24 protein-coding genes and 1 tRNA gene are annotated in these 26583 nt (G+C 70.7%); 12 read left to right on the top strand and 13 right to left on the bottom strand.

Annotation, left to right across the window (positions count from 1 at the left end; translation table 11 throughout):
* Positions 1–56: 56 nt before the first annotated feature.
* The gene (gene wblA, locus AB0I73_RS06695; protein WP_363034438.1) at positions 57–395 is read right to left on the bottom strand and encodes a transcriptional regulator WblA; all 339 of its coding nucleotides are present in this window, start codon (positions 393–395) and stop codon (positions 57–59) included.
* 418 nt (positions 396–813) lie between these two features.
* Here wblA and AB0I73_RS06690 point away from each other — a divergent pair, with 418 nt between their 5' ends.
* Positions 814–3153 carry a transglycosylase domain-containing protein gene (locus AB0I73_RS06690; protein WP_363034436.1) on the top strand — a complete coding sequence of 780 codons (2340 nt, stop codon included), beginning with the start codon at positions 814–816 and terminating at the stop codon, positions 3151–3153.
* Positions 3154–3286: 133 nt separating this feature from the next.
* Here the strand turns inward: AB0I73_RS06690 and AB0I73_RS06685 are convergent, their stop codons facing one another.
* Positions 3287–3751, bottom strand: a complete 465-nt coding sequence (locus tag AB0I73_RS06685) for a GatB/YqeY domain-containing protein (RefSeq protein WP_109377217.1) — start codon at positions 3749–3751, stop codon at positions 3287–3289.
* A gap of 153 nt (positions 3752–3904) precedes the next feature.
* Between AB0I73_RS06685 and AB0I73_RS06680 the strand changes: the two genes are divergently transcribed.
* From AB0I73_RS06680 to AB0I73_RS06665, 4 genes are all read left to right on the top strand, one after another.
* Positions 3905–4831 carry a metallophosphoesterase gene (locus tag AB0I73_RS06680; RefSeq protein ID WP_363034433.1) on the top strand — a complete coding sequence of 309 codons (927 nt, stop codon included), beginning with the start codon at positions 3905–3907 and terminating at the stop codon, positions 4829–4831.
* Positions 4832–4963: 132 nt separating this feature from the next.
* A tRNA-Pro gene (locus tag AB0I73_RS06675) sits at positions 4964–5037 on the top strand.
* Positions 5038–5280: 243 nt separating this feature from the next.
* Positions 5281–5961 (top strand): DUF488 family protein, encoded by a 681-nt coding sequence (locus AB0I73_RS06670; RefSeq protein WP_363034554.1) that lies wholly within the window; start codon positions 5281–5283, stop codon positions 5959–5961.
* A gap of 88 nt (positions 5962–6049) precedes the next feature.
* Positions 6050–6880, top strand: a complete 831-nt coding sequence (locus AB0I73_RS06665; protein WP_363034431.1) for a hypothetical protein — start codon at positions 6050–6052, stop codon at positions 6878–6880.
* Positions 6881–6910: 30 nt separating this feature from the next.
* On the opposite strand, the gene AB0I73_RS06660 is transcribed toward AB0I73_RS06665, so the two are convergent.
* From AB0I73_RS06660 to AB0I73_RS06640, 5 genes are all read right to left on the bottom strand, one after another.
* Positions 6911–7363 (bottom strand): DUF5615 family PIN-like protein, encoded by a 453-nt coding sequence (locus tag AB0I73_RS06660; RefSeq protein WP_055629466.1) that lies wholly within the window; start codon positions 7361–7363, stop codon positions 6911–6913.
* Positions 7360–7989 (bottom strand): DUF433 domain-containing protein, encoded by a 630-nt coding sequence (locus AB0I73_RS06655; protein WP_363034429.1) that lies wholly within the window; start codon positions 7987–7989, stop codon positions 7360–7362. The genes AB0I73_RS06660 and AB0I73_RS06655 overlap by 4 nt, the downstream gene beginning before the upstream one ends.
* A 119-nt stretch (positions 7990–8108) precedes the next feature.
* Positions 8109–9629: a LacI family DNA-binding transcriptional regulator gene (locus tag AB0I73_RS06650; protein ID WP_363034427.1), complete on the bottom strand. Its 1521-nt coding sequence runs from the start codon at positions 9627–9629 to the stop codon at positions 8109–8111.
* 39 nt (positions 9630–9668) lie between these two features.
* Positions 9669–10046, bottom strand: a complete 378-nt coding sequence (locus tag AB0I73_RS06645) for a helix-turn-helix domain-containing protein (protein WP_363034552.1) — start codon at positions 10044–10046, stop codon at positions 9669–9671.
* Positions 10047–10121: 75 nt separating this feature from the next.
* A complete protein-coding gene (locus tag AB0I73_RS06640) occupies positions 10122–10379 on the bottom strand; it encodes a helix-turn-helix transcriptional regulator (RefSeq protein ID WP_363034425.1) in 258 nt (85 codons plus the stop codon).
* A 504-nt stretch (positions 10380–10883) separates the two neighbouring features.
* Here AB0I73_RS06640 and AB0I73_RS06635 point away from each other — a divergent pair.
* The 7 genes from AB0I73_RS06635 (at position 10884) to AB0I73_RS06605 (ending at position 18208) form a co-directional block, all read left to right on the top strand.
* Positions 10884–11840 (top strand): hypothetical protein, encoded by a 957-nt coding sequence (locus tag AB0I73_RS06635; RefSeq protein WP_363034423.1) that lies wholly within the window; start codon positions 10884–10886, stop codon positions 11838–11840.
* Complete coding sequence (locus AB0I73_RS06630) at positions 11837–12529, top strand: ATP-binding protein (protein ID WP_363034550.1); 693 nt, start codon at positions 11837–11839, stop codon at positions 12527–12529. The genes AB0I73_RS06635 and AB0I73_RS06630 overlap by 4 nt, the downstream gene beginning before the upstream one ends.
* A gap of 682 nt (positions 12530–13211) precedes the next feature.
* Entirely contained in the window at positions 13212–13703 is a 492-nt protein-coding gene (locus tag AB0I73_RS06625) for a mobilization protein (protein ID WP_363034421.1), read from the top strand.
* Positions 13700–15403, top strand: coding sequence for a relaxase/mobilization nuclease domain-containing protein (locus AB0I73_RS06620; RefSeq protein ID WP_363034419.1), 1704 nt, complete (start codon positions 13700–13702; stop codon positions 15401–15403). The genes AB0I73_RS06625 and AB0I73_RS06620 overlap by 4 nt, the downstream gene beginning before the upstream one ends.
* Before the next feature lie 847 nt (positions 15404–16250).
* On the top strand, positions 16251–16493 hold the full coding sequence (locus AB0I73_RS06615) for a hypothetical protein (protein ID WP_363034417.1): 243 nt from the start codon (positions 16251–16253) through the stop codon (positions 16491–16493).
* A gap of 365 nt (positions 16494–16858) precedes the next feature.
* Entirely contained in the window at positions 16859–17029 is a 171-nt protein-coding gene (gene rpmF / locus AB0I73_RS06610; RefSeq protein WP_261708872.1) for a 50S ribosomal protein L32, read from the top strand.
* Between the two features lie 6 nt (positions 17030–17035).
* The gene (locus AB0I73_RS06605; protein WP_363034414.1) at positions 17036–18208 is read left to right on the top strand and encodes a GTP-binding protein; all 1173 of its coding nucleotides are present in this window, start codon (positions 17036–17038) and stop codon (positions 18206–18208) included.
* A 232-nt stretch (positions 18209–18440) separates the two neighbouring features.
* Here the strand turns inward: AB0I73_RS06605 and AB0I73_RS06600 are convergent, their stop codons facing one another.
* From AB0I73_RS06600 to AB0I73_RS06575, 6 genes are read right to left on the bottom strand one after another with little or no spacing between them, the layout of a single operon-like run.
* A complete protein-coding gene (locus tag AB0I73_RS06600) occupies positions 18441–20171 on the bottom strand; it encodes an ABC transporter ATP-binding protein (protein ID WP_363034412.1) in 1731 nt (576 codons plus the stop codon).
* Positions 20168–21895 (bottom strand): ABC transporter ATP-binding protein, encoded by a 1728-nt coding sequence (locus AB0I73_RS06595; protein ID WP_363034410.1) that lies wholly within the window; start codon positions 21893–21895, stop codon positions 20168–20170. The genes AB0I73_RS06600 and AB0I73_RS06595 overlap by 4 nt, the downstream gene beginning before the upstream one ends.
* Positions 21892–23061: a hypothetical protein gene (locus AB0I73_RS06590; RefSeq protein WP_363034408.1), complete on the bottom strand. Its 1170-nt coding sequence runs from the start codon at positions 23059–23061 to the stop codon at positions 21892–21894. The genes AB0I73_RS06595 and AB0I73_RS06590 overlap by 4 nt, the downstream gene beginning before the upstream one ends.
* Positions 23061–24410, bottom strand: coding sequence for a YcaO-like family protein (locus tag AB0I73_RS06585; protein ID WP_363034406.1), 1350 nt, complete (start codon positions 24408–24410; stop codon positions 23061–23063). The genes AB0I73_RS06590 and AB0I73_RS06585 overlap by 1 nt, the downstream gene beginning before the upstream one ends.
* Complete coding sequence (locus AB0I73_RS06580) at positions 24407–25792, bottom strand: CocE/NonD family hydrolase (RefSeq protein ID WP_363034404.1); 1386 nt, start codon at positions 25790–25792, stop codon at positions 24407–24409. Before AB0I73_RS06580 ends, AB0I73_RS06585 begins: the two co-directional genes overlap by 4 nt.
* Positions 25789–26577, bottom strand: a complete 789-nt coding sequence (locus AB0I73_RS06575) for a hypothetical protein (RefSeq protein ID WP_363034402.1) — start codon at positions 26575–26577, stop codon at positions 25789–25791. Before AB0I73_RS06575 ends, AB0I73_RS06580 begins: the two co-directional genes overlap by 4 nt.
* Positions 26578–26583 lie beyond the last annotated feature (6 nt).

The raw sequence follows: 26583 nt of genomic DNA, 5'->3' as shown, positions 1-26583 counted from the left end.
GAACAGGCAGTGCCGACACAGCCCGAGACGCCCCGCCGAGGACCCCCCGAGAGCTCTCAGCCCACCGCCGCGTAGTTCGCGTACACCTCGTCGTCGTCGAGGGGCACGACGCCCGTCCCCCGCTCGTACTCCGTGCGCGCGGTCTCCAGCAGCCGACGCCAGGACGTCACGGTGGGCCGTCGGCGCAGCAGTGCGCGGCGTTCACGTTCCGTCATGCCTCCCCACACGCCGAACTCGACGCGGTTGTCGAGCGCGTCGGCCAGGCACTCCGTACGCACCGGGCATCCGGTGCACACCGCCTTGGCCCTGTTCTGCGCTGCTCCTTGAACGAACAGTTCATCCGGATCAGTAGTGCGGCAGGCAGCCTGCGCACTCCAGTCGGTAACCCAGCCCATACCGGCGCCGTCCTCTCCCGAATCGAGGCTCCCCCACGGCGGCAGCGGCATATTCACCGCCGCCAGTTGAGGACGTTACGGAAGGTGGGCACAGCGCAACACCCCCAGCGGGCCCAATCTTGAATGGCCCGAACGGACTATGGGTAAGCGGCAGATCACCCGGGGGAGTGACCTGACGACATGCGCGACAATCCCGACGTTTCGGGTCAGCTCTATTGCGCCACAACGGACACCGAGTGACACACAAGGCGGATCCGGACACGCACCCACCACACCCCGACAAAGAAAGTCGAGAAGATCCGGAACGATTCCGGGTCACCGGACGTATTGATACGTGGCCCCACTGCTGTGACAGTTGTGAGCAGCTTAGGCCAAGGCCTGTACGCCTGTCCGGCAAACGAGAACGTAGGCTGCTCCCATGCCAAAGAAGCGCTCGGGCGGTGGTCTGTCGCCAACGCAGCAGGCCGCCAAGTTCCTCGGTGTCAGTGTCCTCGCGGGTGCCGTCCTGGCCGGTATCGCACTGCCCGCCGTGGGTGCGCTGGGCCTGGCCGCCAAGGGTTCGGTGGAGAGTTTCGACGAGCTTCCCGCCAACCTCAAGACACCCCCGCTGAGTCAGCGCACCACCATCCTGGACGCGAAGGGCGGTCAGATCGCCACCGTCTACTCGCGCGACCGCACGGTGGTCGACCTCAAGGACATCTCGCCGTACCTCCAGAAGGCGATCGTCGCGATCGAGGACTCCCGTTTCTACGAGCACGGCGCGGTGGACCTCAAGGGCGTGCTGCGCGCGCTCAACCGCAACGCGCAGAGCGGCGGTGTCTCCGAGGGCGCGTCCACGCTGACTCAGCAGTACGTGAAGAACGTCTTCGTGGAGGAGGCCGGCGACGACCCGACGAAGGTCGCGCAGGCCACCCAGCAGACGATCGGCCGCAAGATCCGCGAGCTGAAGTTCGCGATCCAGGTCGAGGAGGAGCTGGGCAAGAAGAAGATCCTCGAGAACTACCTGAACATCACGTTCTTCGGCCAGCAGGCCTACGGTGTCGAGGCCGCCGCCCAGCGCTACTTCTCCAAGTCCGCCAAGGACCTCAACCTCCAGGAGTCCGCCCTCCTCGCCGGCCTCGTCCAGTCGCCGAGCCGGTACAACCCGGTCAACGACGAGACGGAGGCCACCAAACGGCGCAATGTCGTCCTGGCGCGGATGGCCCAGGTCGGCGACGTCTCCGAGGAGGAAGCCGCCGAGGCGTCGAAGGCACCGCTGGGACTGAAGGTCAGCAAGCCGAACAACGGCTGCATCACGGCGGTCGCCGATGCGGCCTTCTTCTGTGACTACGTACGTGAGGTGTTCCTGAGCGACCCGATTTTCGGGAAGGAGAAGGAGGACCGGGCCAAGATCTGGAACCAGGGCGGTCTGACGATCCGGACCACCCTCGACCCGCAGGCACAGCAGTCGGTCCACACCTCGCTCAAGGGCCACGTCAACAAGAGCGACTCGGTCGCCGCGGCGATCACCCTGGTGGAGCCCGGCACCGGCAAGATACTCGGCATGGGCCAGTCGAAGCCCTACGGCTACGGCAAGAACGAGACCGAGATCAACTATTCGGTCAACCACAGCATGGGCGGCTCCAACTACGGCTTCCCGACCGGTTCGACGTTCAAGCCCTTCGTCGCGGCGGCCGCGCTCGAGGAGGGGCGACCGCCCTTCCAGGAGTACTCGTCGCCGTACGAGATGCCTTACCCCGACCCCGTCCAGACGTGCAGCGGCAAGCCCTGGGTGAACCAGGAAGGCGCCACCGTCCCCAACGAGGACAAGTCGGAGGTCGGACCGTACCGCTTGAAGGAGGCGATGGCCCTTTCGGTCAACACCTACTTCGTGCAGATGATCGCCGACATCGGTCTGTGCCCGTTGGTGAAGATGACGGACGCCCTGCACGTCGTGGAGGGCAACGGCGAGAAGCTTCCGGAGGTCCCCGCCGTCTCCCTCGGTTCCAGGGGCGTCGCCCCGCTGACGATGGCGTCCGCGTACGCCGCCTTCGCCTCCCGGGGCATGTACTGCACGCCGGTCGCCATCGAGTCGATCACCCAGAAGGTCGGCGACCAGCAGAAGTCGCTGGAGGTACCGAAATCGACGTGCTCGCGGGCGATGAGCGAGCAGACCGCGGACACGGTGAACACCCTGCTGCAGGGTGTGGTCGACTCCGGTACGGGCCGGGCGTCCGGTCTCACGGACCGCGCCAACGCCGGCAAGACGGGTACGACGGACGAGCGCAAGAACGCCTGGTTCGTCGGCTACACGCCGAACCTGTCGGGAGCGGTCTGGGTCGGCAGCGCCACCCAGCAGGTCAAGATGGTCGACATCAACGTCGGCGGCGCCTACCACGCCAAGGTCTACGGCGGCTCGGTGCCGGGCCCCATCTGGCGGGACGCGATGACCGGCGCCCTCTCGGGCAAGGACTCCCCGTCCTTCAACCTCGTCGACATCCCTGACCCCGATAAGCGCGACGAGGACCGTGACCGTGACGACGAGGACCGTGACCGTGGCGACGACAACCGCGGTGACAACGGCGGCAACGGCAACAACGGCGGTTTCATCGGCGGCCTGACCGGCGGCAACGGCGGCAACGGCGGCCAGAACGACAACGGTGGCCAGAACGACAACGGTGGCCAGAACGGCAACGGCGGAGCCGAACCGGACCCGACCTTCTCCCTCCCGGAGGGCTTCATCCAGGGATCGGGCAACGGTCCTGGAGGACGGCGCTGACGGCCTGCGCCCCTGGTCGGACGAGAGTGGAGGGCCCCTCGATCCCGTGTTGGGATCGAGGGGCCCTCCACTGTCGTCCGCCGTGTCCGACCGACCGGACCGGTTGACCGGGCCATCTGCCCGGACCGGCAGATCAGCCGGCGAGCAGCTTCTTCACCGCGGCGGCCACCCGGCCGCCCTCGGCCTGCCCGGCCACCTTGGGGTTGACGATCTTCATGACCGCCCCCATGGCCCGCGGGCCCTCGGCGCCTGCCGCCTTCGCCTCCTCGACGGCCTGGGCGACGATCGCGTTCAGCTCCTCGTCGGACATCTGCTGGGGCAGGTACCGGGCCAGCAGCTCGCCCTCCGCCTTCTCCCGCTCGGCCTGCTCGGGACGCCCGCCCTGCGCGAAGGCGTCCGCCGCCTCACGGCGCTTCTTCGCCTCGCGGGTGATCACCTTGAGCACCTCGTCGTCGGAGAGCTGACGCTTCTCCTTCCCCGCGACCTCCTCCTTGGTGATCGCGGTGAGCGTCAGCCGGAGCGTCGAGGAGCTGAGCTCGTCGCGCTCCCTGATCGCAGCGTTGAGGTCGTCCTGCAGCTTCGACTTGAGCGTGGTCATGTCTTGATTGTCGCAGGAACAGGCGCAAAGGCGCCCGTACATTTAACCCCCGCCGCTCCAGGGGACGTTCGGACCGACCCTCAAGCCCCGCCGCATCACCGGGGAGGAGGGACCGCAGGACACACCCTGCCCCGGATCTGACACGATGGGCGCATGCGCGCGCGATACGGAATCCCCCTGGGAATCACGGCGGCCGGCGCCGCCGGGCTGGTGTACGCGGCGGGCTTCGAGGCCCGCTCCTTCCGGCTGCGACGGGTGACGATCCCCGTCCTGCCCGCCGGGATGCGCCCCCTGCGTGTGCTGCAGGTCTCCGACATCCACCTGGTGAGCGGCCAGCGCAAGAAGCAGCGCTGGCTGCGCTCGCTGGCGGGACTGCGCCCCGACTTCGTGATCAACACGGGCGACAACCTCTCCGACCCCGAGGGCGTGCCGGAGGTCCTGGACGCGCTGGGCCCGCTGATGGAGTTCCCGGGCGCGTACGTCTTCGGCTCCAACGACTACTACGGCCCCAAGCTGCGCAACCCCGCCCGCTACCTGATCGAGAAGGCCACGGGTCGGCACGGCCTGAACGGCAACGCCCCGGCCGTCGGCGTGATCCACAACCCGTGGGAGGACCTGCGGGACGGCTTCGACGGCGCGGGCTGGCTGAACCTCACGAACACCAGGGGCACCCTGAAGGTCGAGGGCGTCACGGTCGAGCTGACCGGCCTGGACGACCCGCACATCAAGCGGGACCGCTACACGGAGGTGGCGGGTGGCCCGTCGAGCGCGGCGGACTTCTCGATGGGCGTCGTCCACGCCCCCTACCTGCGCGTCCTGGACTCCTTCACGTCCGACGGCTACCCCCTGGTCCTGGCCGGCCACACCCACGGCGGCCAGCTCTGCATCCCCTTCTACGGCGCCCTGGTCACCAACTGCGACCTGGACACCGACCGGGTGAAGGGCCTGTCCACCCACACGTCCGAGGGCCGCACGTCCTACCTCCACGTCTCCGCGGGCTGCGGCACCAACCGCTACACCCCGGTCCGCTTCGCCTGCCCCCCGGAGGCGACGCTGATGACCCTGGTGAGCCGGGAGTAGCGGAGCACGTGCGTCCCGCGGGGGCCGACCGCACCGGTCGGTGCCGTCGGCCCCCGCGGCACCGAAACCGGATTTCGCCTCCAGCCACCAGTGGGCTAAAGTAAACGTCGTCGCCGCGAGAGCAGCGACGATCGGGGTGTGGCGCAGCTTGGCAGCGCGCTTCGTTCGGGACGAAGAGGTCGTGGGTTCAAATCCCGCCACCCCGACAGTGAAGTACCAGGTCAGGGGCCTGATCCGCAGCGCGGGTCGGGCCCCTGAGTGGTTCCTGGAGATCGCTTGGGAGAAATCTGGGAGAAGATCTTGGTCGGCTTCTCCCAGGAGCAGTCTCCAGTGCCGCAGGAAGAGCGGTGCCTACGCGCCCTCGGACCTGCGCGTTCGCGAATACAGGGCTCGTGGCTGACCAGGAACACCGCGGCGGGCCGCCCCAACGGTCGTTAGGAACACCGCACATGGCAGGTCATCGCTCAGCGTCTCCCCACGACCACGCCCGTGCGCTCGCCCAGCGGGTACGGGCGTTGAGGGAGGACCGCGGGTGGACGCGTGAACGGCTGGCCAAGGAGGCAGGCATCGCCGCCGGGACGCTGGGCCGTCTGGAGAGCGAGGGGGCTATCCAGCCAGGTTTCTTCACCGTCGGCGCGGTGGCCAAGGCTCTTGCGGTCTCCCTCGATGATCTGTTCCAGGCAGCCCAGGTCCCGCCCGGTCTCTGGTCAGCCGGATACGAAGGGCGAGACATTGACTCATTCATCGCTTCGCTCGTCGACAGCCGCATCGGTGTCGTGGCGGATGTACGGCTCACCCCGATCAGCCGCAAGAAGGGCTTCAGCAAGACCCGCCTCGGGGAGGCTCTGGCCGAAGCCAACATCGAGTACACGCACCTGCGTGGCCTGGGCAATCCGAAGGACAATCGGGAGCCCTTCTGGGACGGCCGCGTCGAAGTGGGGCGGGCGCGCTTCCGTGGCCTGCTGCGGTCCGAGGAGGCCCAGGCCGACCTTGACCGCCTCGCAGGGCACGCCCGAGCGTCGCGGGTCGCGGTGCTGTGTTTCGAGAAGGACGAGAGCCGCTGCCACCGGCAGGTAGTCCTGGAGACGGTCCGCAGCCGGGTCTCAGTGCCGGTGAATCCCTTGGCCTGACTTCGTCCCCGGCTTTCGCACGCGCCCTTGCCAGCGGTGCATGCCTCTCTTCCAATCAGATCGGGGAGATCGATGGAGGGGGCACACCATGGCGTCGTCGGCATTCGGGAAACGGCAGCGCGCACGGATCATGATCACGGTCAAGACGTATCCGGAGCTGTCCAACAAGTACCACGAGACCAGCTGTGTGGCGGGCATACGACTGGATCAAGGAACACCCCGGCACGTACGCCTCTTTCCCGTGCCCTTCCGGCTACTGAAGGAGGAGGAGGATCAGTTCCGGAAGTACTCGATCATCGAGGTCGACGTGGCGCCGCACGGCAAGCGGGACTCTCGGCCCGAGAGCCTGCGGCCGGACCTCGACACTCTGAAGATCGTGGGCGAGGTGCCCGCGGGCGGCGACTGGAAGCAGCGCTACAAGCACGTCGAGCCTCTCGTCGCGCCATCGCTGTGCGCCATCAAGAGGGACCAGGAGCAGCGCAGCACCTCGCTGGGCGTCTTCCGGCCCATCGACGTCAGTTTCCGGTTGACGCCGGCTGAGCCCTGGTCCGCGTCGAAGGCCGCACTGGCCAACCAACTCGATCTCATCGAGCAGGATCTGGCTCCGCTCGAGTGGGTGCCGTTGGACTTCCGCTACCGCTTCCGCTGCGCGGACGACGCCTGTCCCACGCACGACATGGCGCTGAAGGACTGGGAGGCCGGCGCGTCGTACCGCAAGTTCCTGCGCACGTACGGCGAGCAGGCAGTGCACGACAAGCTGCGGCAGCGCTGGTACGACCTGGCCTTCGCCTCTGACCGTGCCGTCCACTTCTTCGTCGGTAACATCGCGGCCCGCCCCAAGACCTTCATGCTGCTGGGGCTGTTCCGCCCGAAGGCGCATGTCGTCCAATACATCCAGGACAGCCTGTTCGGTGACTGACTGAGGAGCTGTCGCCGTCAGGGGCCGTGCTCAAGAGGTGGGCCAGTGCTTCGGCGGGGACGTCTGCGGATCGGTGATCTGCAGTCGGTTGTGGCGCGAGGGGTCGATGGCCGTCAGGGACACCAGGCGCTGCCCGTCGGCCCCTTCGAGTTCGGTGATGGCGTGCGGCAGCGCGGCGCACACAGTGGCTATGGCAGTGCCGAGGCCGACCAAACCACCGTGCTTGTTGTTCTGGCGGTACTGGATGCGGTGGAGCCCCGACCGCGCGATCGCCTCCACCTCCATGGGTCGGCTGAGTTGCTTGGCGTCATTGGTGATGATCGCCTGGAAGCCTCCCGCCTTGGCCTTCGCGTACAGCTCGATGTCCTTCGTGCCGGCCCAGCCGTCCAGTTCATGGACGTGCACCACATCGTGCGCAGTCAGCAGAATGCGCACGATCTCTGCCATGGGTCTGGGGACGTTCTCATCGAGCAGCAGCTTCAAGCGGCAACCTGCCCGTAGCTGTCCACATAGTCACTGAAATCGACCGCGTCACGTGCAGCTACAGCACTGACCCCCGGGTAGAAGTCGCTGACCCGGTCCGGAGGGACGCCATCCCTGACCAGGGCGGCTACCTCCGCCGCCGGGATCCGTGTCCCCTCGATGACCGGCTCACCGCCGCGCACCGCGGAGTCGACCGCAACATGGTCGCGGGGCTGCAGCAGGTCGGGGATGTGGCGGCCGTCCTTGTAGAAGGGCGCGAGCACGTCCACCAGCTGGTGGATGACGACGTTGCCGCCCCTGATCAGGTCGACTGCTTGGTCGCGCTCCGCCAGGTAGATCGTGTCCGGTCCCGCGACCAGCGCGTAGGAAGACAGGTGCTCGCGCTCGCCCAAGTCTCCTCGGAGCGTGTCCACTGCCCTGCGGATCTTCTGCAGCGACGTCTCCTTGCGGAGCTTCACGCAGGCCCGCAGGGCCACCACGTCGCGGAAGGAATAGAGAATCGGGCGTGAGTCGGAGACTTCTGGGACGAGAAGCGCGCCCTGTTTGCTAGAAGCGCGGCGCCAGTGGGAGAGCTGCCGCAGCGTGGCACCGGAAAGGGCCGCGGCGAGCTTGGGCTCATATGACACCGCGTTCCTCCTCTCCGCCCCCGTCGAGCACGTCCTGACCGTACTTCATTCTCCGGTGCGCGGCGGTAAAGGGAAGAGGACGGCTCCGTCCGCGGGAATCGCGGCCCCTGACCCCCCTCTCATAGAGTCGCCAGGAAGCCACGTGCTCGCAGAAGCCGGTCCACGACGGCGACCGACGACCGCGGATGCATGCTCCTGCGAGCATCCAGCGACGCCTCCCACTGCTCGGTCAGGCCGAGCATGAGGCGCTTGCGCATGCCAGGGGTGACATGGGCGTACCGCGCCGAGATCGAACCGTCGATGTGGCCCATGCGCTCGTCCATGAGGACCTTCTCCGTACCAAGGTCTTCCATGTGGGTGCGGTGGGAGTGGCGCAGGCCATGAGGCGTCAGGCCCGTGGCGATGGGGAGCCAGCAGGCATCCGCACGCTTCTGCGCGTTGCGGCCACGGACCGGGATGCCGGGCCGGGGCTCACCCAGCAGAGGGACGGGGCGGGCTTCCTGCGGCGCTTTCTTCGGGTACCAGCCGGACGCGGCCGGCGTGAAGAGCCACGTGGCGAAGCCGTTGCGGCGCCAGTGAGCGGCGTTCTCCGTCGGTGTGCCGCCGCGTACGAAGTTGAGCTCCTCGATGGCGCGTTCCACACGGAGACGGGTTTCCTCGCGTACGCGATCGGGGTGGTTGAGGACGTTGGACACCGTGCCGGTGGAGACGTCCGCGCGGCGAGCGACGTCCACGAGCTTGGCGCCTTGGTGACCGCCTGTGCGGGCGGTCCCCTGACCGCGGAAGACGTATCGCTTGCCGTGGCAAGGGCAAGGAGTCGGCTTCGTGCGAGCCACGTGGTCGGAGACCAGGGCCGAGAGCCAGTCCATGGCGTCGATGCTGCGGTAGCTGTCGTCCTTCGGCGGGCAGCGGATCAGCTCGCCCGAGTCCAGCTCGTACAGCTGGTGCTCCACACGTATGGCGTCCGGACGCGCGAAGGCGGTCTCCAAACCTACGATCTCGCCCCAGCGCATCCCCGTGTAGCCCATGAGGACCACCGCCACGAACTCGTCGTCGCGACCGGACAGCAGAGCCGCTCGCTCGGCGACGAGCAGCAGTCCGAGCGGATCGGTGATGACCTTCTCTGGCCCCCGGCCGCGGGAGCGGCCGGCGCGCTTGCCGCGACCTCGCCGCTTGGCGGCAGGGTTGGAGGCGATGAGGCCCTCGTCCACCGCGTCGGCCAGGATGAGGTGGAACGTCGAGCGCCACGTCTTGACGCTGGATGCGGCGTAGGTGGTCCTCTCCCGCTTCTCCCAGGCATCCACGTCCGAGCGGAGGATGCCGGCCAGGGCCTTGTCCTCGAACCCGGGGAGCAGGTGCTCCTCGATGTGGCGCCGGTAGTTCTGCATGGTGGACGCCGCCAGGTCCTGGGCGTCGTACCAACGGCTGGCGTACTCGCCGAAGGTCTCCTGTCCGGCGGCCGGATCGCGCCAGGTACCACGCCGGATCCTGGCCTCCTCCTCGTCCGCCGCCTGCTTCGCCTCACGCTTGGTGGCGAATTTGACCACTGCGCCTGCGGGGTCGACGACCGTGCCGTATTTGCCCTCGCTGACCTTGAACCTGCCGCGCCAGTAGCTGCCGCGTTTCTCGGCGTAGCCCACGCCTCGTCTGCCCTCCGTTCTGGTGTCTGTCGAGTGCTGCTAGGCGGCGGTGCCGTATTGGGACCTGCGCGGCGGACGGGCGCGAAGGCTCCGCGCGGGGAGAGCTGGCTGGCCCTGCCGCCCCGTGCGCGGTGACGTCGTGGTCGGCCGGGGCGGAGGCGTCGGCGAGAGAGTGCGCTGCGTGGTGGGCTGCGCCACCGGCTCCTCGTGAAGGCGGATGATTGCTGCGAGGTGCTCCGCGGTGAACCGGTAGGCACGGCCGACTCGCGTGTGCGGGATCAGACGCCGCCGTGCGCGGTCCTTGACCCACCAAGTGGAACAACCGAGCGTCTCGGCGATTTCCTCCGGACGGTAGAGACGAGCCAATGCGTCTTCGCCCTCGTTGCGGGGAAAGGGGCGCGGCAGGGCAGGGGGCATCGCAGCGTGGGGCAAGGGACGTGGCTCCTTGATCGGTGATGGGCGTGCTCGGTCAGCGTCGCTGGGCGAGCTTCGTCACGCGGCGCTCGGCCCCTGTAGCAATACGAGGGGCGAGACGAGGAGGGCTTCGGCGATCACAACGAGGTCGTCGATGTCGCAACGTCGCTGGGCGCGTTCGACGCGGGACAGCATCGTGTTGGACATCGGCCGGCCGAGGGCGGTGACGCGAGCAGCGAGCTCGCGTTGGGCGAGGCCGCGCTCGGTGCGGAGAATTTCAATGGTGCGGGCGACCCTTATCCCGGCTGGGCCGATTTCCAGTGAACGTGCTGCCATGGCTCCAATTCTCAGCTGCATTCGCCGGTTTGGTTAACCGGTGATCGTCGGCTATGTTGCGCCCTTCGCGCTTGACAGACGGGTAGCTATTTCGTCGATACGTTTCCCGTTCCATTGGGCCGAGTAGCGCTCAGCAACGTTTCAGGCGTGGGGTGTTGTGTTGTAGCTTCGCCACTCGCAGGACGTCAACGGCTTGCCGATGTGATCCTTCTGACTCGACGTCAGAACAACTATTTGGTCAACCGGCGATCGTGACCTACCGTTTTCACGCCGCCCTCGCCGACCTGATCCTCGACGGCCTTTCTGCCGTCAGAGATTCGGTCGGACAGGGCTGGATTTGTGCTGCCTGGGTGTGGCTATGTTGACGACACCCCCGAAAACGCGACCGGCTCTCAGCAAGCCCGGCGCCAACGGCCAGCCAACTCCCCTACGCCCGTACCGTCACGATCGACGGTGAGCCGTGGGTACCCGCCCATCGGCCACCGAGTGAGGACCGCCCCACTCTTGGCACGCATCCGCACCATCAAGCCCGAAGCCTTCGTCTCCGAATCCCTCGCCGCCGTCTCCCTGACCGCCGAGCGCACCTTCTTCGGCCTGCTCACCCAGGCCGACGACCAGGGCCGCTACCGCGACCACGCCGCGATCGTCGCCGGACAGCTGTGGGTATTGCGTCCGGAGCACACGCCCGCCGAGGTCGAGAAGGACCTCGCCCAGCTCGCCGACGCCGGCCTGATCTGCCGGTACAAGGGGCCGGACGACAAGTGCTACCTGCACATCGTCACCTGGCACCAGCACCAGAAGATCAACCGGCCCAGCAAGAGCCGTCTCCCGGCCTGCCCGCGCCACAACAATGCAATCGGCGCCCTGGCCAGGACCGAAGCGGTCGACGTCACGCAGGCTGTGCCGTCCGTATCGCACGGAGCCGTCCCGGACGATGCGCTGAACCGTCACGGAGGTGGCAGTGAAAGGGCACGGGACCCTCAAGGCTCCTCAGTCGATATGGACACCGTCGACAAACCCGCAGGTCAGGAGGCATTCAGTGAGCTGTCCCGGAAACCTCGGGGAGACGTGCGCGAGCCTGCGGTGACACCTCACAGTCCGGATCTAGGACCTAGGATCATGGATCTAGGATCTACCCCTTCGGGGGGCGCAAGCGCCCCCGCGCCTGACACCGTCTCGGCTCAGCAGCTCATCGCCGAGTACATCGCGGCATGCCCCCACCGCCCGCCCCAGGACGTCCTGGGCCACCTCGGCCGGGAGGTGCGCAAGCTGCTCGCCGAAGGCATCGCCCCCGACCACATCAAGGCAGGACTCGTCCTCCACCGGACCAAGGGCAGGCACCCCAGCATCCTGCCGAGCCTGGTGCACGAGGCCATGAACGCCGCCCCTGCCCAGCCCGTCATCCACAGGGCGTGGACGAACCCCACCGACGTCGAAGCCGCCTACGGAGAACAGCTCTGACCGCCACCCTCACCCGCGCACCCCAGCCCGTCGGCCCCCTCGCCGACCGCCTCAACGGCATCCTGGCAGGCCGCGGCATCGACCCCGGCACCGTAGCCGCAGAGCCGCCCACCGAGCCCATCACCGCCCTGGAGCTCGCCGACGCCCGCATCCCCGCCCGCTACCGCCACGCCCTCGCCGACCACCCCCAGATCACGGCCTGGGCCGACCAGATCGCCCACGCCGGACGCCCCGGCCCCAGCGGACCCGGCATCGCCGAAGGCCCCTCGCTGCTGATCGCCGGCCCCACCGGCACCGGCAAGACCCACCAGGCGTACGGCGCCGTCCGCGCCCTCCTCTCCCGCGGCGTCCGCCTGCGCTGGGAGGCCACCACCACCGCCGACCTCCACGCCCGCCTGCGCCCCCGCGCCGGCCACGACACCGAACGCGACCTGCAGGCCCTGGCCCGCAGCCCGCTGCTGCTCCTGGACGACCTCGGCGCAGCCAAGACCAGCGAGTGGACCGAGGAGCTCACCTACCGGCTCATCAACCACCGGTACGAGCACATGCTCCCTACCCTCATCACCACCAACCTCCCCACCGCCGAGCTGCGCACCACCCTCGGCGACCGCGTCGCCTCCCGCCTCGGCGAAATGACCGACCGCGTCATCCTCACCGGCCCCGACCGACGACGTCACCGCCCCGCCTGACCTTCAACGGGGTACGGCGGCCGCAAGGCCGGCGGTCTCGGAGCGCGCAGTCATCCGGAACGGGGACCGGCCTCGTCCCCCAACGGGACCGAGCGAGGAAAACGGGGACCGGTCCCCAAGGCAAGTGGGGACCATTCGGGGACCGACGCAGCGACCACGCGGGGACCGGTCCCCGCCAAACACCGACCGGTCCCCATTCGAATTGGGGACCGGTCCCCAAGAATCGCAACGGCTGCGGGACCGGTCCCCGGCAAAGCCGCAGGTCACTGTCCTTATGCGGTCACAGATAGCGGTCCTGCAACGCGGATGGAAGTCAATCGCCAGGGGACCGAGCCCACTGTGTCCCTACCCTTCCGGGACCAGAGAGTCGGGGAATGACGGCACGCGGTCCCGAGCGTGATGAGCCGAGGAATGGGGATCGGTCCCCGCGAACCCGATCCGGCCTGCGGGACCCACCACGCATGGTCCCGTACCCAGCCCCGCCCCGATGCCAGCCCCGTACGGCCGCCACACAGGTCATCGCCACAGAGCACCCACCCAGAAGGCACCGATGCACCGACCACGACACCACACGCCCGACGACACGCGTCGGGCGACCACCATCCCAGCCCCAGGCGGAGCAAGTTGGAGGTTCGGACACTCCCCCGCAGGGGGAGCACCCGAACCCGACCTCGCCCCGGGGGTGGCGGGGCCCGTCCGGCACCAGGGGTCGCCGGACGGGGAGGCTGCGACCGAGGGCGGACCGCAACCAGGCAAGGCCGTCCCGAAGGGCAAGGCCAAGAAGGGGAAGTCACGTCCGCGCGACAAGAAGCAGCGCCCCGCCCACAGCGTCCGCCTCAACGAGCACGAGCTCGCCATCATCCGGTCCGGCGCCGAGCACGTCGGCATGAGCGTGGCCGGGTTCCTGGCCTACTCCGGTCTGGCGGCCGCCCGCGACCAGTCGCGCACCGCGGCGGCCATCGCCACCGAGCGGGACGTCCTGACCGCGCTGTTCGGCGTACGCCGCCAGCTCGGCTGGGCCGGCAGCAACGTCAACCAAGCCGTCAAGGCCCTCAACTCCGGCGTGGACGCACCGCACTTCGCCGCCGCGCTCGCCGACCTACAACGTGCCGCGCAGGCCGTCCAGCGGGCGGCCGACAGGATCACCAACCGACAGGAGGACGAGGCGGCTTGATCCCCCGGATCCACAAGCAGGGCAGCCGCACCCTCGGACTCCTGCACTACCTGTACGGCAAGGGCACCCACGAGGAGCACATCGACCCGCACCTGGTCGCGTCCTTCGACGGCATGGCCCCCGATCCCGGCCGCGATCCTTCGGTGACGAAGAAGGACCTCCGGCACCTCCTCGACCAGCCCCTGTCCCTCCTCGACCCCGGCCGGCGTCCCGAACAGCACGTCTGGCACTGCTCCGTGCGTGCCGCCCCCGAAGATCCGCTCCTCAGCGACGAGCAGTGGGGCGACATCGCTCGCCGCATGGTCGCCGCCACCGGCATCGACCCCGGCGACGGCGCCGGCTGCCGCTGGGCCGCCGTCCGCCACGCCGATGACCACATCCACATCATCGCCACCCTCATCCGGGAGGACGGCCGACGCCCTGACCACCACCGCTCCGGCAAGCGTGCCCAGGCCGAGTGCCGCCTCATTGAAAAGGAACTCGGCCTGCGCCAGGTCGCACCAGGGGATGGCACCGCAGCAAAGCGTTCCACCAGCGCCGAACGCCACAAGGCCGAACGGCAGGGGCGCGAGCGCCCTGCACGCGAGGAGCTGCGCGAAACCGTACGTCGCGCGGCAGCCGGTGCCACCAGCGAGAAGGAGTTCTTCGACCGCCTGGCCGCCGCCGGCGTACTGATCCGGCAGCGCGTCGCGCCCTCCGGCGACCCGCTCGGATACAAGGTCGCCCTCCCCGACGACCGTAACGGTGATCAAGAGCCGGTCTTCTACGCGGGCTCCACGCTCGCTCCCGACCTGTCCTTTCCCCGTATCCGCGAGCGCTTCTCCTGCAACGCCCCGCCCCGGAACCGCAACACACCTGCGGACGCAGCGCCGAGTGGCCCCGCGACGACGCGGCGCCGGGCGGCCACGGCCGCGTGGCAGGCGGTGCTCGTCATCGACCACGGTGAGGATGCCCAAGTGGCCGCGCACATCGCGGCGGCCGGGGAGGTCCTGGACGCGCTCGCCAAAACCTCCGCCGCCCACACCCGCACTGAGCTACGCGAGGCGGCCTTCGCGTTCGAGCGGGCCACCCGCTCCCACGTGAAGGCCGAGCGCGGGCACGACCGTGCCCTGCGCCAGGCTGCCCGCGACCTCGTCCACAGTGGACCCGCCCTCGGCCGCGCAGAAGACGGCGCCACCACGGCGATGCTGATCGACATGGCGTTCTTCCTGGTCACCGCCGCCGCCCACTGGCACGCCAAGAACGAGCACGCCCAGCAGGCCGCCGCCTCCCTCAAGGCCGCCGCGCACCTGCGCGCCGCCTACCGGGCCGCGGCCGACACCCCGTTGGCTGTGCTGTACCAGCGGGGCCGACGTGTGTCCCACCTCCTGCGCCAGAAGCAGGCTGCCCATCTGCGTCAGGCGGTGCCGGAGCTCGTGGAGCGGGTCCTGGCCGAGCCGGGCTGGTATGCCCTGGCGGCCACCCTCTCCGACGCCGAGGCCGCCGGGCACGACCCGGCCGCGCTCCTGGCCGAGGCCGCTGGCCGACGAGAGCTTCAGACCGCGGACTCGGTCAGCGACGTGCTGGTGTGGCGGCTGCGGCGCATGGCCGGCCTGCCCGCCGATGCGGGCACACAGTCTCCCCTTCCGCCGTCGCACCGTGAGGTGGCGACGGCAGCTCCCCTCTCCTCCCCACCTCCTGGTCCTGGGCATCACAGGTAGTCCCACCGCGCGAAGGCGACTTTTGGTCATTTTTCGATCGGAGCGCCTCTGTGCGCGTCTTGTGAGGGTTTGCGGTATGGCGACGCTTCCTGCACCCGAGGACGATGCCCCTCTGTGTCCGCCACTGGCCGTCGTCGTGGCCGACGCGGAGACACGGGGGTGGGAACTTGTCATACACGGAGCACCAGTCGGTGTTCTCGGCGCCCGCAGTGCCCTTGGGGACGGCGACCGACCCCGGCCGGGGCGGCACTCCCTGTCCCCGAGCACCCGAGGAACCGCGCGTGTCCATGTCCCGTATCCCCTTCGAGCAGCTTCCCGCCGACGTCCGACAGGCCGTCGCCGACAAGACCGGCGCCGTGCACCAGGCGGAGAACGTGCAGGGCGGCATGAACTCCGGCATCGCCTCCGTCCTGGAGACCGAGAGCGGCAGCGTCTTCGTGAAGGGCATCCCGGCCGACCACCCGCAGGTCGGTGCGCAGCGTCGTGAGGCGGCGGTCGCCCCGCACCTGTTGGCGTCCTGCCCGCGCCTGTACTGGCACCTGGAGCTCGACGGCTGGAGTCTCCTCGGCTACGAGGTGGTCGACGGCCGCCATGCCGACTACACACCCGGCTCGCCGGATCTGCCGCTCGTCGAAGCCGCGCTCACCGAACTGCAAGGGATCACGGCCCCGGCCGACATCGAGATCAAGGACGCCGTGGGCCGGTGGGCGGAGTACGCTCCACCGGGAACGTTGCAGTACTTCAGCGGCGACGCACTGCTACACACCGACTTCGCCCCGGACAACGTCCTGATCGTCGGCGAGCGGGCCCGGCTCGTCGACTGGGCATGGCCGACGCGAGGTGCGGCGTGGATCGACCCGGGTGTCTGGCGCTGCGGCTCATGGAGGCCGGTCACCCGGTGGAGGAGGCCATCGCCTTCGCCGGTCGATTTCCCTCTTGGCGGGCCGCCGAGCCGGAGGCCCTCACCGCGTTCGGCGAGGCCACGGCGGCACTGTGGCGGGAGATCGCCGAGGGAGACGGGACGCCGTGGAAGCTGGGTATGGCGGAGCGCGCGGCAACACTTGCACGCGTCCTCGGCGGAAGGCTGTAGGCGCTCTCAATCGTGTGACCCGGCTGCTGGCCACACCGGGGAACTCGGTGACTGCCGTGCGCCCCGCCAGCGCATGCGGGACCTCGGGGGAACTTCACCGTCAGGCCGCCCCGGCGCTTTCGGCTTGGCATCCGCGTGCCGCTGTCCAGGTCTTCCGCCCGGACCGCTGACCATGCCCTTGATCAGCGAGTCACGCCGAGCGTGGCATCCTCCGCGCCGTCCGCGTCCGTGGCGTCGCTGAGCCCGAGGCGCGGGTGCTCGATGTGGTGGACGGCCTGGTCGAGGAGTTCGGCACCCCAACACCAAGTAGTAATGGGATTCGTTTTCATGTAGCTTCTGCATGTTCACCGACCTAGGAGGACCCCATGGCCGTTCCCAAGCGGAAGATGTCCCGCAGCAACACCCGTCACCGCCGCGCCCAGTGGAAGGCGGCCACGCCGACGCTCGTGCCGATCACCGTCGACGGCGTCCCGTACCTGGTGCCCCAGCGACTGGTGAAGGCGTACGAGCGCGGGCTGCTGCGGCCCGAGGACTGACCGTTCATGCCTTACGAGCGACTGCCCGTCACCGTCCTGTCCGGATTCCTCGGTGCGGGCAAGACCACCCTCCTCAACCACATCCTCGGCAACCGCGAGGGACTGCGCGTCGCGGTCATCGTCAACGACATGAGCGAGGTCAACATCGACGCCGCCCTGGTGCGCGGCGGCGAGGCCGCCCTGTCGCGCACCGAGGAACGCCTGGTCGAGATGACCAACGGCTGCATCTGTTGCACCCTGCGCGACGACCTGCTCGAGGAAGTCGACCGGCTGGCCCGCGAGGGCCGCTTCGACTACCTGCTCATCGAGTCGTCCGGCATCTCCGAACCCATGCCGGTGGCCGCGACCTTCGCCTTCGCCCGCGACGACGGCGCCACCCTCGGCGAGATCGCCCGCCTGGACACCATGGTCACGGTCGTCGACGCCGCCAACTTCCTGCCCGAGCTGACCAGCGGCAACGAGCTCGTCGAGCGCGGCCTGGACCAGTACGAGGACGACGAACGCACCGTCAGCGACCTGCTGATGGACCAGGTGGAGTTCGCCGACGTCATCGTGCTCAACAAGCTCGACCTAGTCGACCAGGAGTCGGCGGACCGGCTGCGGGCGACACTCACCCGCCTCAACCCGGTCGCGCGCGTCGTCCCGGCCGTTCACGGCCGCGTGAAGGCCGGCGACGTACTGGGCACCAGGCTGTTCGACCTGGAACGCGCCCAACAGGCCCCCGGCTGGGTGATGGAGCTCAACGGCGACCATGTCCCCGAGACGGAGGAGTACGGGATCTCCTCGACCGTCTTCCGCTCCGAGCTGCCGTTCCACCCCGACCGGCTGTGGACGTTCGTGACCCAGGAGCTCGACAGCGGCGCGTACGGGCAGATCCTGCGCTCCAAGGGGTTCTTCACCCTGGCCAACCGCCCGCAGGTGACGGGCCTGTGGTCACAGGCCGGCTCCGTCGCGCGCTTCGAGCCCTCCGCCGCCCGCGACACCGACAGCCCCGGCGGCCAGGAACTGGTCTTCATCGGCACGCACCTGCACGCGGACGCACTGCACGCGGCACTGACCGACTGCCTCATGGCCGACGGCGAGAGCCTGCCGCCCGTCGATCCGTTCCCCTCCTGGGACTCCTACGGCATCGACGACAGCTGCGAGCACGAGCACCCCGAGCTTGTAGCGGGGGCCTGAAGACCCCGGGCCGGGCGGTGAACGCAGCCACGGCGCCGCCCGGCCCGGCAGCCGCCCGGTCACCCAAGCTGCCCGAGCATCAGTTGGAGCGCGCGACGTACCGGGAGCAGCCCCGGGCGTACTGCCGCCCTCACGTCGTGACATCCCGGTTCGCCATCATCGCCCCGGCGGGCGGCGAGGACGCCGCGCACCGCTTCGCGGACCCGTCAGCCGTCGGGTGGCCTTCCCCTGCTCACCGGGTGAGCACTCGGGAAAACGCCCCGCCCGCACGGGAGAGTTCGTCCCATGTGCCGGTCTCCGCGATCCGGCCGTTCTCCAGGACCGCTATCCGATCCGCTCGCTGCACGGTCGTCGGCCGGTGAGCGATCACCACCGTCGTACGCCCCCGGGACGCGGCCGCGAGCGCCGCGGACAGCTCCGCGTCCCCCGCCGTATCCAGGTGGGCCGTCGTTTCGTCCAGGACGAGGACCCGCGGGTTCGTCAGCAGCGCCCGTGCCAGGGCAATGCGGGAGCGCTGCCCGCCGGAGAACGTCGCGCCGCGCTCGCCGACCTGCGTGTCGTACCCGTCGGGCAGGGCCTTGGCGATCCGGTCGACGCCGCAGACGCGGGCGGCCGCGTGCAGCTCGTCCTCGGTCGCGTCCGGGCGGGCCAGGCGGAGGTTGTCGGCGAGCGTGCCGTGGAAGAGCGGCGTGTCCTGACCGACGACCGAGATGGTACGGCGCAGTTCCTCCTCCGCCAGCTCCCGTATGTCGACGGGCGAGCCACAGACCCCGACCAACTCGACGGAACCCTGCATCGGATCCCAGAAGCGCGCCAGCAGATGCGCGCAGGTGGACTTGCCGGTGCCGGACGCCCCCACCAGTGCGAGGGTCTCACCGGAGTGGACCGTCAGGTCGAGGCCGTCAAGCACGGGCGCCCCTCCGTAGTCGAAGCGAACCCCCCGCATCCGGACGCCCAGGGGTCCGGCCGGCGCCGGGCGGGGCGAGGCGGGCGTGGGCGCCCCCGCCCGGGCGCGGATCGCCGCGCCGACGCGGGAGGCCGCCGCACGCAGCCCGGCCGCCTGGCCGAGCGCGGCGGCGGAGTCGGCGACCGGGGCGAGGACGCCGAGCGCCAGTGCCATGGCTGCCGGTGCCCATGCCCCGCTGAGCGAGTGCGCGGCCGTACCGACCACCCCGACGACTGCCGCCACCACGAGCAGGTCGCGCACCGCCGCCGCGCCCGCCTCCCACGCGTGCTCCGAGCTCTGTGCCTTCCCCAGCCGCTCACCCTGCTTGCGCAGACCGGCGCGCCGCTGCTCCAGCGCGCCGAAGGCGAGTAGTTCGCGTAGCCCGTCCACGGTCTCGACCGCCTCTGCGGACAGCTCGGCGGCTGCCTGGCGCGTGCGGGCACCGCGCGTCGCCCGCGCCCGGCCGTCCAGCAGCGGCGCGAGGACCAGCAACCCGGCCGCGGGGACGATCGGGGCCAGCAGCCAGGTCTCGACCACGGCCAGCACTGCCGTGCCGGCCGCGAAGACGGTGCCGGAGGCGAGGATCTGGGCGACGGCGTGCGCGTAGAAGAACTCCAGCGCCTCCACGTCGGCCTGTGCCGCCGCCGCGAGGTCGCCGCTGCGCCGGCCGGCTATGCGCGCGGGCGCGCTGCGGGCCAGCCCGTCGAAGACCCGTACCCGCAGCTCGGCCAGCACCCGGTACGCCAGGTCGTGCGACAGGTCCATCTCCCGCCAGGTGGCGAGCGAACGCAGCAGAACCAGTGCGATGAGAGCGATGACGGTGGCCGGTGCCGGGACGGAGTGCTCCATGACTGCGGTACCGACGGTGTGCGCGGCAAGAGTCACCAGCGCGACGAGTGCCGCCTGATCGAGGAGCGCCGCACCGAAAGTCCGTGCCGTCATGGCCTTGTGCGCCGCCAGCACCGGCAGCAGGGCCCGCAGGGCACCGCGCTCGGTCCTGGTCACCGTGGTGGTCATGCCGCCTCCTGAACGCGTCCCGCGGCCACCAGCCGCGCATACAGCCCGTCTTGCGCCAGGAGGCTCATGTGCGTCCCGACCCCGTCGATGCGACCGCCGTCCAGGACGACGATCCGGTCGGCGTCCCGTACGGACGCGAGGCGGTGGGCGACGATCAGGCAGGTGCGGCCGCGCGCCGCACGGAGCAGCTCGCGGCCGATGCGCGACTCGCGGTGCTCGTCCACCGCACTCGTGGCCTCGTCCAGAACCAGGACCGGCGCGTTCGCGAGCAGGGCCCGGGCGAGCGCCAGGCGTTGGCGCTGACCGCCCGAGAGCGTCGCACCGCGCTCGCCGACCTGCGTGTCGTAGCCGTCGGGCAGCCGCGTGATCTCGTCGTGTATGCCGGCGGCGCCGGCGGCGGCGTACAGCTCCTCGTCGGTCGCGTCGGGGCGGGCCAGACGGAGGTTGTCGGCGACGGAGGCGTGGAAGAGGTAGGTCTCCTGGGAGACGACCGCGATGCCGCGTCGAAGAGAGGCGAGAGTGAGGGCGGTGTGGTCCGTGCCGTCGAGGGTGATGTTCCCGCCGTCCGGGTCCCACTGGCGCAAAAGGAGCGCGAGGAGCGTCGACTTGCCGGCGCCGGAAGGACCGACGATGGCTGTGGTGCGGCCCGAGTCGGCGGTGAACGTGATCCCGCGCAGTGCGGGACGTGCGGCGCCCGGGTAGGTGAAGTGCACATCGTCGAAGCGGATCTCGGGCGGTTGGTGCGGAGTCGGCTCAGTGCCTTCGTCGCGTACGGCGGGTTGCGCTGTGCGGAGCTTGGTGATGCCGTCGGCGGCCGAGAGGCCGAGGTAGCCCGCGTGCCACTCGCGCGACAGGTCCCGGATCGGGCGGAAGCACTCGGAGGCCAGCATGAGGACGAGGTAGGTGCCGGTGGCGGCGGTCCGGCCGGATGCGGCAGAGGCGCATGCGACGAGCGCGGCGGCGACCGTGCCGCCCTGGACGGCCAGGTCCGTGATGCCGGTGTCGACGAGTGAGACCCGCAGCTTGGCGACGGTGGCACGGTGCAGGGCCGCCGAACGCTCCTCCAGGCGCGCTCGGGTGCGGGTGACCGCGCCGGCGGCCCGGAGCGCCGGCATGCCCTGGAGCGCCTCGAGGTAGTCCGCGGACAGCGCCTCGTACGAGCCCCAGTGCTCTTGACCGCGGCGGGCGAGCAGCTTGTCCCACCAGCGCGGGACGAAGAGCGCCAGGAGAAGCGCCGGAGTGAGGGCGAGCAGTGCATACGGTTCGACCGCTGCGACGGCGGCGAGGAGCGGGAGCGGCAGCACGCAGGTGACCAGAAGTTGTGGGAGGTAGCGGGAGACGTACGCGTCGACACCCTCGACACCGTCGACCAGTGTGGCGCGTACGGCTCCTGCGCGGTGGTCCGTGCCGCGCAGGGGCCCGAGGGCGGCGAGGCGTTCGAGGAGCTCGTCGCGCAGGCCGATCCGTACGCGTGCCCCGGCGCGGACGGCGAGGACGCGCTGGCGGTGACCCAGTACGGCGCGGACGGTGACGGCGGTGAGGACCGCGGCCAGCAGGGCGGGCAGGCCGGAGATCTCACCGCGCGCGATGCGGGCCAGGGCCAGAGCGATGAGCACCGCCTGGGCGAGGTGGGTGACGGCCACGGCGCCGAGCAGAGCGGTGGCCCCGAGGAGGGGGCGTCGCGCGATCCGTGCGGCGCGCAGCAGTTCCGGGTGGAACATCATGGCCGGTCGGTCCCTTCTGTGTGCTGTGTGCGGACGCCCAGCGCGAGGGCGTGGATGATGTGGGGCGGGCCGCAGGGGCCGTGCTGCCAGGAGCCGATGGGGCGCGAGGCCAGACCGAGATGGGTGGCGACCGCTTGGGCGAGGCCGACACCGTGGCCCGCGAGCACGTGGTCCTGGCGCACCTGGGCAGGCGGTACGTCGTCGGGGCAGCCGTGCGCGACAAGCAGGGCACCGACGTGCCCGAGCAGTGACTGGCCTGCGGCCCGGGCGGCCAGGTCCGCGGGGGCGGCCTCGTCTGCGAGGGCGGCCGCTGTACCGGGGTGGCGGGCGGTCAGCAGGCGCCACGGGACCGGGGCTGTGCGGCGGGCGGTTGTCAGGACCTGTTCCAGCAGGGTCCTCTCGGGAACGCCCGGGAAGGGCGGCTGCGCGCTGCGGCGGGACGTCAGGGCGGTGTCGGGCAGTCCGGGAGCCGCCGTGGGACACCAAGTCGTCGTGCCAGGCAGGGAACTGAGGATGCGCCACGCCTCCTGGAGGACGGGCGGCGGGGTGTGGGATGTCGGGAGGGGCGGGGCGCCGGGGGCGTAGGCCGCCCAGTGGTCGAGGGCGTCGGCCGGCCCGGGTGTGAGTCGTACGGCCGCGAGCGGGTGTTCCGGCTCGGCTCCGTGCCAGTCGGGCGGGAGGCCCACCGCTGCGGCGAGGAGGGTGATGTCCGCGTCCGGGCACCATTGCGGCGCGCCTGCGAGCGCGAGTGCGGCGGTCGCGTGCCCGGTGTCCAGGAGCAGCAGCGGCCATGCTCGATGGCCGTAGTGGGACACCGTGCGCCGCGCGGTGACGGTGAGGACGGCGATCGCGCCCGGCGGCGCGTCGGCGGATACGGTGCCGCGCGCGAGCAGGCGGTGCCGTACGGGGTCGTACGCGTATCGGCCGGGCGGGACCGTGTTGTCGGGGCCCAGGAGGAGGTGGGTGTTGACCGGGTGCAGTGCGCCGGCGGAGGCCGCGGGCCGCAGGCGGTTGCCCCCGAGGGACAGGCGCAGGAGCCGGTCCAGGTGCGACGGGACCGGGTGAGGCTCCCCGGGCCACGGAGTGACCTGGTGGCCTGCCGGGATGTCAGGGCCGGGCGACTGTGGGGAGCGGGCGCGGGCGAGGGCGGCGTGGAGGGACGTCATCACATGTGGGGCGGTGGCGCGAGGGTGAAGTCGGCAGCGGTGGTGGGCGCGCTGGTGCGCCACTGTCGTGACAGCGCCTGCTCTGCGAAGCGCGGGCAGCCTAGGTAGGCGAAGGCCGCGGGCTGGTTCGGAATGAGGCCGGACACGAGGACGCGGGCGACGCGGAGGGGCGTTTCGAGGATGTCCTCGGTGGTCAGGTCGAAGGTGATCACACGGTGGCCGGCAAGGCGGGAGCTGAGGACGGATCGTGTGGTGGGTTTGATGTCGGTGATGGGGACGGTGCCGAGCGCAGGGTCGGTGAAGCGGCGGGCGTGGGGAGCCATGCGCGGGTCGAGCCACACCTGGACGTGGGCCCCCAGGTCGCGTACGGCTGCGAAGTCCTCGCCGCAGGCGTCGAGGTAGCGCCGGTCGGGGCGGTGGTCGAGGTAGAGGCCGCGGGCCAGCATGCCCGCGTCGATGGCTTGGAAGACCCAGCCGTCGGCGTCGGTGGTGCCTTGGGTGAAGACCCAGGTGTGGACCGCTTCGAGGACCGCCTTGCGGGCGGCTTCGGCGGGGTCGTAGCGGCAGGCGAAGCCGGCGGCGTGGATGCCGCGGGCGGGATCGTGGACGAGTGCGGCCATGCACGGGGCGAACTCGGAGGGCATCTCGACGATCCACACGTCGAGGGTGGTGCCGGCGAGGTCGTCGAGCAGGCCGGGCACGCTGGCGGGGTCGATGCCGCGGGTCGGGCCGTCGAGGTGCCACCACAGTTCGAGGGCGTCGCGTTCGACGATTTCGAGGAGCGCTCGTTCGACGGCGTCGTCCAGGCCCTGTCCGGTGGCGATGCCCGCGTAGTTGAGGTGGTGGGTGCGCGGGAGCAAGCGGTGCTCGCCCTGGCGCCAGTTGAGATGGGTGAGGGCGACGGGGGCCCAGCACTCCTCGCCGTCCTCGGTGCCGCGGGCCCACAGGGCGGGGGTGTCGGGGGTAAGAGGGCGGTAGGGGAAGTTCTCGCGTGCGTACTGCCAGGGGGCGTAGGCCGGGACGTCGCTCGGGCCGTACAGGCGCTTTCCCTCGGCGGTGAGTTCGGCGGCGGTGGCGCGACGCGGCGCGTCGGGGTGGCCCTGCTGGGGCACACGGTTGCCGCAGTACCGTTCGACTGCCTCGGCGATGGCGGCGATCCGCGCGCCGGCCGGGTCGCCGAAGGTGGTGCCGAGCGAGACCCGGTCGGCGGGCCACGCGCCGAACCGGCGGGCGTCACAGACGTCGGCGGTCATCGCGGTGTAGCGGGGCGGGGCTCCGGTGGGGTGCGGTACGGGCTCGACGCCGCGTATCAGCCCGCAGACGGGGTCCACGAGGGATTCGATGGTCACGTCTGGATCTCCTGGGCGGGATCGAGGGGATGGACGCCCCGGACAACGGGGAGGCAGAGGGCGCTGCCGCGCGTGCGGACGGCGCGGCGGGAGGGCAGTAGGCGGATGGCCGCCACCGGGTCCTCGCCGGTGTGCGGGTTGCGGGCGTGCGCCGGGAAGTGGTGGCCCGCGACTTCGAGGCGGAGCCGGGTCCCGGCGCGCAGGCGACGGGCCAGGTGTCCGAGCGGGACGGTGAAGGGCCCGGGTTCCGTGCGGCGCACGATGCCGGTGGCGAGCGGTTCGGCCCGGCCGGCGGGGTCGAGCGCGACGAGCCGTACGGCCCAGTCGGCACAGGGCGCGTCGGCGACGGCGTCCAGTCGGGCTTCGGCGGGGCCGAGGATGTCGAGGGGACGCGGCAGGGGTGGCGAGAGCAGCAGGCAGCGGTCCGGGGTGCCCTGGACGGGGACGTTCAGGTCGTCGGAGCGAACCGGTTGGTGGGGATCGGCGACGAAGTCGGCGCCGTTCAGGAGGCGCAGACGGGTGCCGAAGGCGAACGTGGCGGGGTGGCCCGGTCGGGGGCGACACCAGTGATCGCTGCCGCCGAGCGCGACCGCGCCGGTCCGGCCCGCGAGGATGCCGGCGAGTGCGGCGCGGGCCCAGCCGGCGTAGAGCTCACCGAGGTTGAGCCGGTGGCCGGGGCGTGCCCCGGGTGCCGGCTCCGCGGTGAGCCGGTGGCCCCAGGGGCCGAGCAGCAGCCGGGCGGGGCCGGGCCAGTTCCGCCAGAGCCGGATGGTGTCCTCGGCGAACGGGTCGCGGCTGCCTCCGACGGAGAGCAGGGGCACGCGGGCCCCGGGCATGGCGCGGCGGGGTGCGTGCCACAGGGCGGGCCACGCCGGGAGGTCCAGGATTTCGCTGACCGGGAGGTGTTCCAGCGCCCTCGGGGTGCGGGTTTGGCGGGCGCCGTGCTGGGACCACCAGCCGACGCGGGCCTGGAGGCGTTCGGGGCCGGTGGTTTCGCGGGCCGTCTCGGCGAGTCCGAGGGCGGGAACGGCGGCGATCACCGCGTCGGCACCGGGCGTGACGAGGGCGCAGTACGCGGCGTACGAGGCGCCTGCGGCGACCACGTGGCCGTTGCTCCAGCGCTGGGCGCGGATCCAGTGGAGGGTCGTCTCGCCGTCCTTGGGTTCGTGAGCGCCGTACGGGTGCCAGTCGCCCTGCGATGCGTGTCGGCCGCGTACGTCCTGGGCGAGGGCGGCGAAGCCCCGGGCGGCCCAGCCGCGCAGCTCGGCACGGTGATGGCGGCGGTCGTAGGGAGTGCGGATGACCACGGTGGGGTGGGTGCCCGGCGCCGGGGGAAGGCAGACGTCGGTCGCCAGGCCGTCGATGGGGACGGTGGTGGTCATCGGCGGGGGTCCAGCGGGGCGACGCGCGGTACCGGCAGGACGGGGTGTTCGGTGACGGTGAGGTCGCGCAGGTCGATGCGGCGCAGCCGACGCCGTACGGGTAGGGACGCGCCGTTCGCCCAGGCGATGAGGTCCCCGGTGAGCAGTGCCGCGGTGAGCGCGGCTGACGCCTGCGAGTGGCCGGGGGCCTCGTCGGGGGTGGCGTGGCCGGCCCAGTAGGCGGCAAGTTCGCGGTACGCGGGGGTCGCGGCGAGCCGGCGGAGCCGTACGTGCGCGGAGGTGACGTCACCGGGCGCGCAGGCAAGCGGCTCGAGCCAGGCGTGGGCGCCCTCCCGGTGGCAGCGAAGCCAGGCCGTACCGCGTTGGGGCAGCTCGTCGGCCTCCTCCCAGATGCCTTCGGTGGCGGGCCTGTTCAGGCACCAGACGACGGCGGTGCGGTGGGGGTCCTCGATACGGAAGTGGCTGCGCACGGTGGCTCCCGCGTCACGGACGCACCGGGTGAGCGGCCCTGTGAGCTCGGGATCGCCGAGCACGACCACGGTGCGTCCGTCGAGCGGGGCGGGTGCCGGTGTGCGGGTGGCGTAGCCCGCCTCCTCGAAGGCCCGTGTCAGGGCAAGGAGTTGGGGGTTGCCAGGACCACCGTCGGTGAGGTGGGAGAGGAGCTCCTTCTCGTCCGCCGTGCCCGTGTTCACCCGCAGGAACCTCCCGTCGGGCGTGCGGACGGCGAGGCCCCGCCTGGGGACGGTGACGAGGACGACGCCGGGGGCAAGCCGCACGGTGGCCACGAGCAT

The sequence above is a fragment of the Streptomyces sp. NPDC050388 genome (assembly GCF_040655635.1).
Classification (GTDB): domain Bacteria; phylum Actinomycetota; class Actinomycetes; order Streptomycetales; family Streptomycetaceae; genus Streptomyces.
Note: the sequence above shows the minus strand (reverse complement) of the source record. Positions and strands in the feature narration are given on the sequence as shown.